The organism is Thioalkalivibrio sulfidiphilus HL-EbGr7 (genome assembly GCF_000021985.1).
GTDB lineage: Bacteria > Pseudomonadota > Gammaproteobacteria > Ectothiorhodospirales > Ectothiorhodospiraceae > Thioalkalivibrio_A > Thioalkalivibrio_A sulfidiphilus.
This window is the reverse complement of the sequence record NC_011901.1, coordinates 452,656-467,101: the sequence shown is the minus strand read 5'-3', so window position 1 is coordinate 467,101 and position 14,446 is coordinate 452,656. Positions and strand designations below refer to the sequence as shown.

General features: G+C 64.5%; 15 protein-coding genes. 1 reads left to right on the top strand and 14 read right to left on the bottom strand.

Annotated elements, in window-relative coordinates:
* Nucleotides 1-41: 41 nt before the first annotated feature.
* From TGR7_RS02180 to TGR7_RS02160, 5 genes are all read right to left on the bottom strand, one after another.
* Entirely contained in the window at nucleotides 42-2,525 is a 2,484-nt protein-coding gene (locus tag TGR7_RS02180) for a heavy metal translocating P-type ATPase (RefSeq protein ID WP_012637028.1), read from the bottom strand.
* Between the two features lie 206 nt (nucleotides 2,526-2,731).
* Nucleotides 2,732-3,181: a c-type cytochrome gene (locus tag TGR7_RS02175; RefSeq protein WP_245523016.1), complete on the bottom strand. Its 450-nt coding sequence runs from the start codon at nucleotides 3,179-3,181 to the stop codon at nucleotides 2,732-2,734.
* Nucleotides 3,182-3,424: 243 nt separating this feature from the next.
* A complete protein-coding gene (groL, locus tag TGR7_RS02170) occupies nucleotides 3,425-5,065 on the bottom strand; it encodes a chaperonin GroEL (RefSeq protein WP_012637026.1) in 1,641 nt (546 codons plus the stop codon).
* Nucleotides 5,066-5,148: 83 nt separating this feature from the next.
* Nucleotides 5,149-5,439 (bottom strand): co-chaperone GroES, encoded by a 291-nt coding sequence (gene groES, locus TGR7_RS02165; RefSeq protein WP_012637025.1) that lies wholly within the window; start codon nucleotides 5,437-5,439, stop codon nucleotides 5,149-5,151.
* Nucleotides 5,440-5,653: 214 nt separating this feature from the next.
* On the bottom strand, nucleotides 5,654-6,130 hold the full coding sequence (locus TGR7_RS02160) for an FxsA family protein (RefSeq protein ID WP_012637024.1): 477 nt from the start codon (nucleotides 6,128-6,130) through the stop codon (nucleotides 5,654-5,656).
* A 156-nt stretch (nucleotides 6,131-6,286) separates the two neighbouring features.
* Here TGR7_RS02160 and TGR7_RS02155 point away from each other — a divergent pair, with 156 nt between their 5' ends.
* On the top strand, nucleotides 6,287-7,267 hold the full coding sequence (locus TGR7_RS02155) for an IS5-like element IS1384 family transposase (protein WP_012637023.1): 981 nt from the start codon (nucleotides 6,287-6,289) through the stop codon (nucleotides 7,265-7,267).
* A 498-nt stretch (nucleotides 7,268-7,765) separates the two neighbouring features.
* On the opposite strand, the gene TGR7_RS02150 is transcribed toward TGR7_RS02155, so the two are convergent.
* The 9 genes from TGR7_RS02150 to TGR7_RS02110 are packed head-to-tail and all read right to left on the bottom strand — an operon-like array spanning nucleotide 7,766 to nucleotide 14,418.
* Nucleotides 7,766-8,206, bottom strand: coding sequence for a phage virion morphogenesis protein (locus tag TGR7_RS02150; protein ID WP_187148408.1), 441 nt, complete (start codon nucleotides 8,204-8,206; stop codon nucleotides 7,766-7,768).
* Between the two features lie 11 nt (nucleotides 8,207-8,217).
* Nucleotides 8,218-9,033: a phage head morphogenesis protein gene (locus TGR7_RS02145; protein WP_012637021.1), complete on the bottom strand. Its 816-nt coding sequence runs from the start codon at nucleotides 9,031-9,033 to the stop codon at nucleotides 8,218-8,220.
* On the bottom strand, nucleotides 9,017-10,549 hold the full coding sequence (locus TGR7_RS02140) for a DUF935 domain-containing protein (RefSeq protein WP_012637020.1): 1,533 nt from the start codon (nucleotides 10,547-10,549) through the stop codon (nucleotides 9,017-9,019). Before TGR7_RS02140 ends, TGR7_RS02145 begins: the two co-directional genes overlap by 17 nt.
* Before the next feature lies 1 nt (nucleotide 10,550).
* A complete protein-coding gene (gene terL / locus TGR7_RS02135) occupies nucleotides 10,551-12,164 on the bottom strand; it encodes a phage terminase large subunit (protein WP_012637019.1) in 1,614 nt (537 codons plus the stop codon).
* Nucleotides 12,157-12,654, bottom strand: coding sequence for a DUF1804 family protein (locus TGR7_RS02130; RefSeq protein ID WP_012637018.1), 498 nt, complete (start codon nucleotides 12,652-12,654; stop codon nucleotides 12,157-12,159). The genes terL and TGR7_RS02130 overlap by 8 nt, the downstream gene beginning before the upstream one ends.
* A 1-nt stretch (nucleotide 12,655) precedes the next feature.
* Nucleotides 12,656-12,883, bottom strand: a complete 228-nt coding sequence (locus TGR7_RS02125; RefSeq protein ID WP_012637017.1) for a hypothetical protein — start codon at nucleotides 12,881-12,883, stop codon at nucleotides 12,656-12,658.
* Nucleotides 12,883-13,416 carry a hypothetical protein gene (locus tag TGR7_RS02120; RefSeq protein WP_012637016.1) on the bottom strand — a complete coding sequence of 178 codons (534 nt, stop codon included), beginning with the start codon at nucleotides 13,414-13,416 and terminating at the stop codon, nucleotides 12,883-12,885. Before TGR7_RS02120 ends, TGR7_RS02125 begins: the two co-directional genes overlap by 1 nt.
* Nucleotides 13,417-13,423: 7 nt before the next feature.
* Nucleotides 13,424-13,924: a hypothetical protein gene (locus tag TGR7_RS02115; protein ID WP_012637015.1), complete on the bottom strand. Its 501-nt coding sequence runs from the start codon at nucleotides 13,922-13,924 to the stop codon at nucleotides 13,424-13,426.
* Nucleotides 13,924-14,418: an N-acetylmuramoyl-L-alanine amidase gene (locus TGR7_RS02110; RefSeq protein WP_012637014.1), complete on the bottom strand. Its 495-nt coding sequence runs from the start codon at nucleotides 14,416-14,418 to the stop codon at nucleotides 13,924-13,926. Before TGR7_RS02110 ends, TGR7_RS02115 begins: the two co-directional genes overlap by 1 nt.
* Between the last annotated feature and the right edge of the window lie 28 nt (nucleotides 14,419-14,446).

Below are 14,446 nucleotides of genomic sequence, written 5' to 3'. Positions count from 1 at the left end.
TGCGTGCATTGGCGTTCATTCGCGGATTCCCTGGCTCTGAATCACGTTACTCGAGGCACTCGAAACCGCTTCAGTCTGAGCGCATTGGTGAGCACGCTGACGCTGGAAAACGCCATGGCGAAGGCAGCGAACACCGGTGACAGCAGCAGGCCGACGAAGGGGTACAGCACCCCCGCCGCCACCGGCAGCAGGGTGGCGTTGTAGACGAAGGCCCAGAACAGGTTCTGCTTGATGTTGCGGATGGTCGCCCGGGACAGGGCGATGGCGTTGGGCACGTTGTTGAGATTGTCGGACATGAGCACCACATCGGCGCTCTCCATGGCCACGTCGGTGCCGGAGCCGATGGCGATGCCCACCTCCGCCTGGGCGAGGGCGGGCGCGTCGTTGATGCCGTCGCCTACGAAGGCCACCTTCCTGCCGCCCTGCTGCAGCGACTTTACCGCCTCCACCTTGCCCTCGGGCAGCACCTCGGCCACCACCTGTTCGATGCCCAGTTCCCGGGCGATGGCCTCGGCGGTGCGACGGTTGTCGCCGGTGATCATTGCCACCTGCAGGCCCAGTGCCCGCAGTCGCGCCACGGTGTCTTTGGCACCCTCCTTCACCGGGTCCGACACCCCGAGCAGCGCCATGGCCTGCCCGTCCACCGCCAGGTAAAGCGGTGTGCGCCCGGCATCGGCCAGGCCGCTGGCCTTGTGGGCAAATGCCTCGATGTGGATGCCTTGCGCCTTCATGTAACGATCGGCACCGACGAGCACCGCCCGGCCGTCCACTATGCCCGTCGCGCCCATGCCGGCCACGGCGCGAAAACCACTGGCCTCGCCGAGTCCCAGACCACGCGCCTGCGCAGCTCGAACGATGGCCTGAGCAACGGGATGTTCCGAATGGCGTTCGAGCACGGCGGCCATCGCCAGCAACGCATCCTCCGAGGCCCCCTCGGCCACGACGAGATCGGTCAACTCCGGACGCCCCCGGGTCAGGGTGCCGGTCTTGTCCAGGGCCACCACGTCCGTGTCCCGCAGGGCCTGCAGCGCATCGCCGCCCCGGAACAGCACGCCCATCTCGGCCCCCTTGCCGGTGCCCACCATGATGGAGGTGGGCGTGGCCAGACCCATGGCGCAGGGACAGGCGATGATCAGCACCGCCACCGCATTGACCAGGGCAAGCGTCAGGGCCGGCGCGGGGCCGAACAGGATCCAGACCACGAAGGTCAGCAGCGCGATGCCAATCACCACCGGCACGAAGTAGCGGGTCACCTGATCCACCAGGGCCTGGATGGGCAGCTTGGAGCCCTGGGCCGCCTCCACCATGCGGATGATCTGGGCCAGCACCGTGTCGGCGCCCACCTGGGTGGCGCGCACCGTGAGACTGCCCTGACCGTTGACCGTACCACCCACCACGCGCGCACCGGCTGCCTTGTGCACCGGCACCGGTTCGCCGGTGATCATGGACTCGTCCACCCAGGAGTCGCCATCGACCACCTCGCCGTCCACGGGCAGGCGCTCGCCGGGGCGCACCAGCACCCGGTCGCCCACGGCCACCTGGTCCACGTCGATCTCCACGCTCTGCCCGTCCCGCAGCACCCGGGCGGTGCGCGGCCGCAGCCCCATGAGGGTGCGGATGGCCTCGGAGGTGGCGCCCTTGGCGCGGGCCTCCAGGAACCGGCCCAGCAGGATCAGGGTGATGATCACCGTGGAGGCCTCGAAGTAGACATGCACCGTCTCGGCCGGCAACAGTCCAGGCAGGAAGGTGGCGACCACCGAATAGCCGTAGGCGGCGGAGGTGCCGAGCATCACCAGGGAGTTCATGTCCGGCGCGCCGCGCATGAGCGCCGGCCAGCCCTTCTGGTAGAAGCGCAGGCCCGGCCCGAACTGCACCAGGCTCGCCAGCACGAAGAACAGCACGTAGAGGTTCTGGGTGCCGATGGCGCCGTGCACCGCGTGGTGGAAGGGCGGGATCAGGTGCCCGCCCATGTCCAGAATGAAGATGGGCAGGGTGAAGGCGGCGGCCCAGGTCAGGCTGCGCCTGAGACTGCGCATCTCCGCGGCCCGTGCCTCGCGCTCCCGGTCGGCCCGGTCCACACCGGGCTCGGGCAGGGAGGCGCCGTAGCCGGCCTGCGCCACGGCGCGCACCAGTGCCTGTGCATCCGCCAGGTCCGGCAGGTGACGCACCCGGGCGGTCTCGGTGGCCAGGTTCACCGAGGCCTCCAGCACCCCCGGAAGGTCCTTCAGCGCCTGCTCCACCCGCCCGACGCAGGAGGCGCAGCTCATACCCTCCACCCGCAGGGTGGTCTCCTCGGCCACGGTCTCGTAACCGGCCGCCTCCACGGCGCCCACCACCGCCATGGGATCGCCGTCCTTGAGATCCACGCTGGCCCGGCCGGTGGCGAGATTCACGTTCACCCCGGTGACCCCGGGCACCTTGAGGATGGCATCCTCCACCCTGCCCACGCAGGAGGCGCAGCTCATCCCGCCCACGGCGAGATCCAGGTGTTCGGTCGATGTCTTGCCGGAAACGGATGTGTCCATGGTGCTTCTCCACGATCCCGAATGGATCATGGGAAAAGCATAGACCTTACCATCATTGGAAGGTCAAGCCCGAAACAGGCTCCGCGCTCAACGCGGAGAGCGCAAAGACGCAAAGGCCGCAAAGGTTTTTCTATTCAGGATCTCCTTTGCGTTCTCCGCGTCTCTGCGCCCTTTGCGTGAGTCGCCTTTGTTGAGTCTGGGCGGCATTACCGCCGATGATGCCGCTCGTCCTGGCGGCGGGCGTCGATCTCGCGCCAGGCCTCGTAGACCTCGTGGGGCCAGAGGGACTGGAACCAGGCGATGGCGGCGTCGATCTCCGCATCGGAGAGGATGTGTCCCCAGGCGGGCATGTTGCCAAGGGCCGGGTCGGAGCCGTATTTGATGATCTCGCGCAATTCGAACAGGGGATGGTGCCAGGCATGGGCGGTGCCGTTGAGCGGCGGGGGCGGAAACTTGCCGTCGGGCAGGCGCTGGCGCCAGGTGTCCTCCGCCTGGGCCCGGTCGCCGTGGCACACGGCACAGTTGGCCGCGAACACCCGCGCGCCGGCCTGCACCTGGGCCTCCGTGTACCAGCGCCCGGTATCCGGCTGGCGCACCTGGGCCTCGTTCTGCGGCACCCCCTGCCCGCAGCCCGCCAGCGCCAAGGCTATCGCCATGACTGACATCAACATCCGCAGTTTCATGGACACACTTTATCACTCCGATCGTGACGGCCAAATGGACCGCCTCTGTTAACGCAGAGAGCGCAAAGACGCGGAGAACGCCAAGAGGTTTTTGATAAAAAATCTTTGCGACCTTTGCGTCTTTGCGCTCTCCGCGCCGAATGCCAATACAAAAAAAGCCCCGTGCTTGCGCACGGGGCCAGGGTTACTGCTCAAGGCTTGGAGGGAAGCCCGGGCTTACATCATGCCCATGCCGCCCATGTCGCCCATGCCGCCGCCGGCGGGGGCGGAGTCGCCCTTCTTCGGCAGCTCGGCGACCATCGCCTCGGTGGTGATGATCAAACCGGACACGGAAGCGGCGTTCTGCAGGGCGCTGCGGGTGACCTTGGTGGGATCCAGGATACCCATTTCGATCATGTCGCCGTACTCGCCGGTGGCGGCGTTGTAACCGTAGTTACCCTTGCCTTCCACCACGTTGTTCAGCACCACGGAGGGCTCTTCGCCGCAGTTGGACACGATCTGACGCAGGGGCTCTTCCATTGCGCGACGGGCGATGGCGATGCCGATGTCCTGGTCGTGGTTGGCACCCTTGAGGCTCTTGAGGGCCTGCAGGGCACGCACCAGGGCGACACCGCCGCCGGGCACCACGCCTTCTTCCACCGCAGCGCGGGTGGCGTGCAGGGCGTCTTCCACGCGGGCCTTCTTCTCCTTCATTTCCACCTCAGTGGCGGCACCGACCTTGATCACGGCCACGCCGCCGGCCAGCTTGGCCACGCGCTCCTGGAGCTTCTCCTTGTCGTAATCAGAGGTGGCGTCCTCGATCTGGGCACGGATCTGCTCCACACGACCCTTGATCTCGTCGGGCTTGCCGGCGCCGTCGATGATGGTGCTGTTTTCCTTGGTCACCACGATGCGCTTGGCCTGGCCCAGGTCGTCGAGGCTGGCCTTCTCCAGGGACAGGCCGACCTCTTCGGAGATCACCTGGCCGCCGGTCAGGATGGCGATATCCTGCAGCATGGCCTTGCGACGGTCACCGAAGCCCGGGGCCTTCACGGCGGCCACCTTCACGATGCCGCGGATGGTGTTCACCACCAGGGTGGCCAGGGCCTCGCCCTCGATGTCCTCGGCGATGATCAGCAGGGGCTTGCCGGCCTTGGCGACGCCTTCCAGCACGGGCAGCAGGTCGCGGATGTTGGAGATCTTCTTGTCGTAGAGCAGCACGAAGCAGTCATCCAGCTCGGCGCTCATGTTCTGCTGGTTGTTGACGAAGTAGGGGGACAGGTAGCCGCGGTCGAACTGCATGCCTTCCACCACGTCCAGCTCGTTCTCCAGGGAGGAACCTTCCTCCACGGTGATCACGCCTTCCTTGCCCACCTTCGCCATGGCATCGGCGATGATCTGGCCGATGGACTCGTCGGAGTTGGCGGAGATGGTGCCCACCTGGGCAATGGCCTTGCTGTCGGTGCAGGGCTTGGACAGCTTCTTCAGCTCTTCCACGGCGGCGATCACGGCCTTGTCGATGCCGCGCTTGAGGTCCATGGGGTTCATGCCGGCGGTCACGGACTTCATGCCCTCGCGCACGATGGCCTGGGCCAGCACGGTGGCGGTGGTGGTGCCGTCACCGGCGATGTCGGAGGTCTGGGAGGAGACTTCCTTCACCATCTGGGCACCCATGTTCTCGAACTTGTCTTCCAGTTCGATCTCCTTGGCCACGGACACGCCGTCCTTGGTCACGGTGGGGGCGCCGAAGGACTTCTCCAGCACCACATTGCGGCCCTTGGGACCCAGGGTGACCTTCACGGCATTGGCCAGGACGTTCACGCCACGGACCATGCGGGAACGGGCGTCATCACTGAAGCGGACTTCTTTCGCGCTCATTGTGTACTTCCTCTTCTAGAGTTCGATGCTGTCATGGACCGGGCCATCGAGCCGGTCCGTCAGGAAATTGCGGGGTTCGGGGATCAGCCCTCGAGGACGCCCATGATGTCTTCTTCGCGCATCACGAGCACTTCCTGGCCATCCACCTTGATCTCGGTGCCGGAGTACTTGCCGAACAGCACCTTGTCGCCCACCTTCACGTCCAGGGCACGGACCTCACCGTTCTCCAGGATCTTGCCCTTGCCGACGGCGATGACTTCGCCGCGGACCGGCTTCTCGGTGGCAGAATCGGGGATCACGATACCACCGGCGGTGGTGCGCTCTTCCTCCATGCGCTTGATGATCACGCGATCATGCAACGGACGGATGTTCATAGATGTCAGCTCCTTTTCAAGGCTTTGTGGTTTGTCGTGACGGTCAGGGGGCGAGGCCTGTTAGCACTCACCCCTGGTGAGTGCCAATAATAGTGGCCAAGGGAGGGAAGTCAAGGCCCGCGGGTAGGGCGAAGGGTGAGTTGGGAAGTGAGAAGTGAGAAGTGAGAAGTGAAAGTCCTTAATTCACACTTCCCAATTCACCCTTCGTACTTCGCTAGGGGTCGTCCTTCCTGTATTCGCCCTCCAGGGTCCGCCCACCCCTCGGGCGGGGGCCGGACTCGCCAGGCCCCGCGGGTCCCTGGGGGCCGCCGGGACGGGGACCCCGGGCCACGAACACCCCCTTGATGAACAGCCAGCGGGCCATGAGGTGGCGGGTGAGCGGCAGCAGGCAGGCAAAACCGATGGCGTCGGTGAAGAAACCCGGGGTGAGCAGCAGGGCGCCACCGAACACCAGCAGCACCCCCTCCAGCATTTCGAGCGCCGGGATCTGCCCCTGGTCCAGGGCCCGTCGCACCCGGCTCAGGGTGGCCAGCCCCTGCCAGCGCAGCAGGAAGGCGCCGGCGATGGCGGTCAGGATCACCAGCCCGATGGTGGGCCAGACCCCGATCCAGCCGCCCACCTGGATGAACAGGAAGATCTCCAGCAGGGGCACGGCCAGGAACAGGAACGCCAGGATGGGGAAGATGGGCATGGGGGCAAGGATGAAGGCTGAAGGAGGAAGGAGGAATGAAAACCCTGGGCGCCTTCAGGCGCCCAGGGGATAGACAGGCCATAAGGCCCTAGGGAAACTCTGAAAAAGACTTTCTGATTTGGCAAAATACCGCGACCCCACCCACCGAGTTTCCCGATGAAGCAGATGACCTTCGCCGACGCCGAGTACGCTGGCAAGCGCAAGCAAACCCGCAAGGAGTTGTTCCTGATCGAGATGGATCGGGTGGTGCCGTGGAAGGGCTTGATTGCTTTGATCGAGCCACATTATCCGAAGGGTGAAGGTGGCCGTCCGGCCTACCCGTTGATGGCGATGCTGCGTGTGCATCTGCTGCAGAACTGGTTCGGCTACAGCGATCCAGCGATGGAGGAAGCGCTGTACGAAACCACGATCCTGCGCCAGTTTGCCGGGCTGAACCTGGAGCGCATCCCCGACGAAACCACCATTCTCAACTTCCGCCGCTTGCTGGAGAAACACGAGCTGGCGGCCGGCATCCTCGCTGTCATCAATGGCTATCTGGGCGACCGCGGCCTGTCGCTGCGCCAGGGCACCATCGTCGATGCAACGCTGATCAATGCGCCCAGTTCGACCAAGAACAAGGACGGCAAGCGCGACCCGGAAATGCACCAGACCAAGAAGGGAAACCAGTATTATTTTGGCATGAAGGCCCACATCGGCGCCGATGACGAATCGGGTCTGGTGCACAGCGTAGTGGGCACGGCGGCCAATGTGGCGGATGTCACCCAGGTGGACAAATTGCTGCATGGCGACGAAAACGTGGTCTGCGCCGATGCAGGCTACACCGGTGTCGAAAAGCGGCCCGAGCATGAAGGACGTGAAGTTATCTGGCAGGTGGCGGCACGCCGCAGCACCTACAAAAAACTCGATAAGCGCAGCGTGCTGTACAAAGCCAAGCGCAAGATTGAAAAGGCCAAGGCTCAGGTGCGCGCCAAGGTCGAGCATCCGTTCCGGGTAATCAAGCGCCAGTTCGGTTACACCAAGGTGCGCTTTCGCGGCTTGGCCAAAAACACGGCGCAACTGGTGACACTGTTCGCTCTGTCGAACCTGTGGATGGCGCGCCGACATTTACTGGCGAATGCAGGAGAGGTGCGCCTGTAATGTGGAAAATGGCTGCCGCGAGGTGCTCGCGGCGGCTAAAAACACAGAAATAAGCGGGTGATCTGAGCGTTTTTGATCGATTTGCCGCTTTTAAAATCGGCAGGGGCTGAAGTCAGCCAGAAATACACAACTACTTCAGACCATCCCTAGAGGACAAGCTTGGGCCGCCGCGCCCGGAATGCAACCCTCTTGTCTCTTGTCTCTTGTCTCTTGTCTCTTGTCTCTTGAATCTGTGGGGTGATGATTGATTTGCGACACGGGGGTGATCAAGGATCGACAGAGAACACCCCATTGAAACAATAGGTTAAACACGGCCCGGCAAAAACGCGCTAACGTTTGATTTGCGACAGTTTCTCACAGATCGCGTCCTTTTACCGGCAAAAAATGGTCGCAATGCTGGTAACGAAGGCGCTTCGAATTGCCAGCGATTAGGGTTTGAAGCGGCTTCAACCCGCGTCCAGGTACCGTGTCAGGATCTCCAGGATCTCCCCCCTGTCTTCAGGGCCGATGCCCAGGAATCGGCGAGCAGGGGACGTCGCCCCAAGGAATGGGGATGACTGCGCGGGTGGCGATAAGACTGAACACCCCATATTCCCCTTGACTTGCCCCAAACTGGTGAGTGCGCCCTGGGGGATGGTTGGTACCAGCCGCCGCGTAATCCGGCCCATAGTCCTGCTGGATACTGGCTGCTAGCTGCCCGTGGACCTGCAGAATCGGGGTTGACCCGCGGCCCGCCTTTTCGCGCTGCTCCACCGTGGACGGTTTCAGCGGCTGCCAGGGGACACCGGTCTCAGGATCCCTCTGCTCCTGGAACGCCCGTTCCGTGGACCGAGCTAGCAAACCAGAGATCTCCTGCATGGCGGGGCTGAGATCCTCGCTCCTGCTGATGAGCTGGTTGAGGGCATCGAGGACCTGGCGGTCGTCGATCTCGATCTCCATGAAGGGCCGCGTCATGGTTCCGGCCTCTCCAGCTCATCGAGTGACTCGGTCCAGGCCTCGCCCGGGTTGTAATTCCAGCCTGGATCGGTACGGAACACAGCGTCTCGGCCGAACCGGTCCTTGCCGCTCCAGACCGTCACCGGCCGCTGGATAACCTCGCCAGTGCGCTTGTCCGTGCCGACGTCGACAACCTCTGTACTCAACTGCCCCGCGCTGGATTCCACCTCCAGACCGTCGCGCTCCAGATCTCGGTCGCTTAGTGCGCTGACCCTGCATCTACAGTTGAATCCGTTGGGCGGGTAAATGCTGGACCATATCGGGTCATCGTACCGGAACACCTTCAGGTGTAGAGCGGCGTGCGAGGGCCTGGTGCGCGCGTCCATCACGGCGATGTATTGCCAGTATGGCCGGGCCCTGGCCATATCGGCCTGCGCCCGGTAGCGACCGACGTTGTAGGCGGTCTGGGTGTTGGTGCGATAGATGGTCTTGAGCCTGTGGACGCTGCCTTCCTGCACGACCTCGGCGGCACCGTCGGCGTCGACCACGACTTTCTTGCCCCACCATCCTGCAGCTTGCAACCGCTGCTCCATGACCCGGATAAATTCCCGCTCGGTCATGCCCCGCTCGAACGTCCGGGACATGATCCCGCGGATATCTTCCAGGACGTCCTGCCTAGCAAGTTTAGCTACCGTGAAGGCCTTGGAATGCGCCTCTTCCCAGAGCTCCCACCAGTTCCATGTGATTTCGTACCCCTTGCCTTCGAAGTACTCGATCGCTTCGGCCGGCCGCAGCCGCAGGGCGTAGCCGAGATCAGGTGTCTCGGCCATTGATCCTCCCCCACACCATCGAGACAAAGAGAACCCGGCTGACCAGGTCCTCCAGCCGACTGGTATCCATATGATCGTAGACCTCGGCCATGCGTGTCATTGCGGCCTCGGGCCCCACCTCCCGCACGAACTCCAGGATGGGATTGATGACCGGCTCGATCTGCTCCTGAAGCTCGCCCTCATCGATCCCGTCCAGAGCCGCCTCCAGGGTGACAAGATCCGGCAACGGTGACGGCGCGGCATGGTCGTGCGCGCCGCCGCACTGAGGGCAGACGGCCTTGCTGAACATGGGCCCAGGTGACTGTTCGCCAAAGCCGGGCAACAGGTCACCCTTGGCGATCTCCTCCTGGGTGGGCTGCGGAATCTGGAGCCGTTCGTGAGCGAACCATTTCGGCACGGCGACGAAGCGCCGCGCCTTCTCGAGGACGGTCACCCACTCCTCACGGGCCTCGGCCTCCTCATAGAACTCGAACGTGGGCGGCTGTGCCCCGGGGATGTTCAGCTCCGTGACCCAGCTCAGCAGTTCGTTCATGGTGTCGGCGATCAGACTGCGATCCGACTCATTGACCGCGACCTCGCGGGATCGATGGGTCTCGCTGGCTGCACGGGAGCCTTCGCCCTGGATCTCGGTCGCCAGCGTCTGCGAGGTGAGTGCCTTGGACATCTCCCGATTGCACAGATTGATCAGACGCTCCTGGACCGGCTCGCCGGCGTGGCGCGCCTCAATGAGCTCGACCGCTCCGCTGTCGGGGAACGCGGCCACCGCATCCTCGATCATCTGCGCCAGGGCGTCGGCGATTGCGTTCTGCTCTGACTGCGGGGTGCCCGGCGGGTATTTGCCCACTGCCCACGGTAGGCCGTACTTCTCGCAGAATTTCACGAAGAATCGGTAGCCGGAGTGCTTGAAGGTGTAAGGCCAGAAGCAGGATGAGAAGAGCGCTACGCCGTAGGGATTGTCATGGCTGGCCATGTGACGTGTGAGCAACCACTTGTATGGCCCCAGCTCTTCGCCGTCGACCGGATGCTGCCGGGTCAGCAGGCGAAGCTTGTTCTCTGTGGAAAAGACGAAGCGCCGCTGCGGGCGGTCAATGATTGCAGCGGGCACCAGGAATCGGTCCTGGCGCTGCCACACCACTTCGTGCACGGCGTGACCCCGGAACACAGCATCGGTCATTGACCAGATGGTGTCCGGCCACCGCAGACCCGGTGCGGGCCTGCGCTCCATGACCTGCTCGCACAGCTCCAGGGCTCGGGCGTCGGCAGGCGAATCGCCACCGGATTCCAGCCGCCACTCAAAGCCGAGCAGTGCGGAGCGCACCGAACGCAGTTCGCCCAACACGTGCGCGTCAGCGGCAATGCCGTCATAGACCTCTTGCGTGCGGCCGAGCTTGCGCAGGATCGGGTCAGGATTGGGCAGATACGCCAGCCCCGAGAAGAAGTTCGGATCCGTGGTGCGGGTAGCGATCTCCCTGGCCAGAGTCGGCCTGCTTACCTTCTTGAGATCCGTAGTGTCCATATCAGTAACCCGCCATGCTGGTGGCGCCTGTCCGGCGCCGGGTGACAATGGTCGGCCTGCCGCCGGCGCGGCTCATGACCGCGGTCCAGAGCATATGCAACGCATCCGGCCCGTCGTCGTGGTCCGCCTTGGGGAAGTGACGCAGCTGGTCGATCAGCGTGGATTGCGATGCGTGGAGTCGGATCAACCCATTGGCCATATGTGGCTGCAGGCTCTCGATCCGAAGCACTTTGTCCGCGAGCGGCGTGACGCCGCGGGCGGGCACAGGGATCCCCCGAGCCGCTGATCGCTTGACCAGCTCCTGGCGCATGAACTCCTGAAACTGCACATTCTCGACGACCCACAGCACAGCCCGATAGTCGGCCTGGTAACCGATGATGTCCTCGATGATCCGGTCCGGGACGCGTTTTCGAATGCTGGCCTCCAGTACATCCAGAACTCCGGTTTCCATGTTGAAGCCGCCCACCAGAATCGCCGACGGATCGCGGGATGCGCCGGCCTTTCCCAAGGACGGATCGCAGGACCCGTAGAACACCCACTCGGCCAGTCGGTTAACCCAGAAGACGATGACCTTCGCGAACGGTGCCTCGTCATCGGAGAGCGGATCGTTCTGCAGCTCGCTGTCGAAGGCGGCATGCCCATCGCGTGCGCGGATCACCATCAGGTCGTACAGCGGCCGCCCGTCCGGCCAGCTCACCTCTGCCCCGGTTTCCATATGCGCCTGGTTCTTGCGGTAGAATGCTTCCGCGGCCTCCTTGCCCTGGTTCAGCAGAAGTTCTTCCCAGCGATCCCACAGATCCATTCGATCCGGCCAGCGGATCACCGCCTTGAACTTGTTCCCTCGCCAGAGTGGGTTCTTCAGCACGCGCGCCAGCACCGAGTCGTAGTGGAGGATGGTGCCGATCACGATCACATCGAACTTGGCACCGGCCGCGCCGAGCTTCAGCACAGCCTTGTTCAGCCATCCATGCAGCTTGTCCCGCTGCTCTGGCGTGCGCACGTTTTCATCGTTCTCCAGGTCGTCGCCCACGAACAGATCCGGGCGGTGCGGCCCGTGGCGCCGGCCCCGAATCCGTTTGCCCGATCCCACCGCCTCGATCTTTCGATTGTTGCGGGTGACAATGACACCGGCCCGCCAGACGCGGCCCTGACCTGTCGCTTCCTGGAAATCCATGTTCAAGCGGGGGTTGGCCTCCAGCTCGGCCTTGATCGCCTCCAGCATGATGGCCGCCTGGTCAAAGGCGTCCATGCCGATGATCGGGTACCACTTGCGCCCGGTGACCACACACCAGATCACGTAGATCTGGGAGGTGATCGTGGACTTCGCCTCGCCGCGCGGGGCAGCAATGGCATCTGTCTCGCTGCGCGGGGAGTCGGCGATCTCCGGGAGCCGGCGATAGAGGTAGTCGTGCAGCCGGCTGTTCGGATGGACGATGTAATGCGGGAAGTAGGTGCGGGCAAAGAACTCGAAATCGCGGTGCGCCCGCTCGCGACGCGTGCGTGAGGCAGCAGGATCAGGATCGAAGCCGGTAACCCGCGCCTCGATGACGCGCCGGAACTCGGCGGCCAGCTCGCCCAGGGAATCCAAGAACTGACGCGTGGACAGCTTAGCCATAGGCTGCGGCCAGCTCCTGCCCGAACGGCTCCAGCACGGCCATCAGCGCGCCCGCATGCTCCGGAAACTGGGCCTGCACGAATCCCGCCAGGCGCTCCAGCACCTCCAGGGCCACCGACAACCTGGCGATGCGCGGATCCCCGCCGCCGGCCGCCTTCACGGTCTTGGTGTAGGCGTCGGACAAACGGGAGATGGCCTCGGCCTTCTGCAGCGCGGAGTACTGCCCTGACTGAACCTCCTCGACCGTGTGCTGGAAGAGAATCGCGAAGTCCTCGAGCAGCTGTGCCGTCAGGTCTCCGAGGCCGCCTTGCGCCATGCGTGTGGCAGCCCGCGCACGATCCCAGTCGTCACCGTCCTCCCGCGCTTTCTTCTTCCATGCGCGCGCGGTGTGATAGCTGACGCCGTTTCGCTTTGCCGCCCGCTCCAGCGCGAGGCGCTCGACGACATAAGCCCGGCGAACCGCCTGCCTGGTCTCCTGGCTGTGCGCCACATCAGCTCCCTTGGGATCGTCCGAAGTTCTTGATCCCCTCGATGATCAGCATGACGCCGACAGCCGCCGTGGACCCGTAGAGCGCGCCGTGCTTCGCGGTCTTCACCTCCATGTCTCCCAACCGGTGGTCGACACGGGCGAGCGTCTCGTGCTGCTGGGACTGCACCTGCTTGATCCCCTGGAGCTCGCCTTCGATTCGGCCAAGGGCGCGCATGATCTGTTCGGACATCAGGTTCCCTCCGGTGTGGCTGTGGAGTGAGTGACACGGCGAAGTGACCGACAGGCTGCCATGAACGCTCCCGGCGTGGGTGTCGTACGCCACTCGTAGCCGGCCTCCTCCCAGAGGCGCGCCACGAATGTGGAGCACACCAGGCCGATCGTGCGCCGCCGTATGCGCAGGAACTGGTGCAGCCACACGCGGAGCAGGCTCAGGTAACCGTAGCGCCGATGCCGGTAGTGAAGCGCGGCGTGCTCGATCGCGGTCTCGTCGCCGATGCACCAGGGCATCTGACCCCACCACAGATTGGCGCCCCCTTCCAATCGGTCGGGGATCCACAGGCTTGCGGGCGTCAGGACGTATCCGCGCGACTCCCGGATCTCGGCCACCCACAGGGCCCCGTCGAGCCAGATCAAAGCGGCCACGTGGCTCACGCTTTCGCCCGTCAGTACCCGGATCAGCAGACTGCCCAGCCCCCGGCCGCGCACGAGCAGCACGTCGCCGCTGCGTGCATGCTCTCTCAGGAACGGGTAATCGACAGCCATCAGGCCCTCAACGTGCCGTTGCGGGATAGGTAGCCGGTATCGTGCCCGACCCTACCAGCAACGCGCGCTGCTCCAGGAAACGCTGCGCGTCCTGCGCCGCGGCGTCGATCCAGTCCAGCACCGCGGCGACCGTCATCTGCTGATCGGGATCCAGGAGCCCGGCCCCGATCCTGCGTTCGAGTTCTTGCTTGAGTTCATCGAGCAGGGTCTCCAGCAGCCTTTGATCAGCCAGGCTCAGGCTGTCCCACCGGATCGCGCTGCGGGCGGCCTGGTCGAGCGTGGCGACGGTGGCGCTCCCCTCGATATGCGGCCGGACCTCTGCGATGACTTCCCGCGTGCGTTCGGCACGGTGCAGGTCATCCCCGATCCAGCGCAGCGTGGTCTGCTCCACCGCCAGTCGCGCGGCCAGCGGATGATCCTGCACAGCCCGCAGGGCGGCGCACCCCGCGGTCAGGGAAATCGACAAGGCGACGAAGACGGTCAGACACAGTCGGGCAAGGTGGCGCATCACGGCGACTCCTCCAATAGGTGTTCTGGCAGGGGTTGCATGCTGTTGGCGAGCCAGTCGGCAACCGAGAATCCGGGGCAGGTGCGTGGCGGCACGCCGGGCAGATCCCGGTGGCCGGTGACTTCCAGATGGGGGAATTGCTTGCGCAGCCCGGTGACGAGATGGCGCAGAGTATCCCACTGCGCCCGGGTGAACTTGTCGCGGCCGACCAGGCAAACAGCCAGGCTGTCTGCATTGTGGCGAGGCCCTGCATGAGCGCCTGTCTCCTCGATCCCCCGGCCCACCTCGCTCGCACCGCTCAGGCGGATCACCCAGTGGTAGCCGATGTGCCCGAACACCGTGCTGCCGCCGCTCGGCGCACGTCGTACGAATGGGGGATTGTTCTCGCCGTGCCATCGATCGATGTCGGCGGCGGTATGGGGGCGGCCGTTGGGCGTATCCGCGCAGTGGATCACCAGCTTGCGGATCTCGGACTTGGGGCGAAAGCGACTCATGCGCCCCAGTATGGCGGGGCGGGCGGAA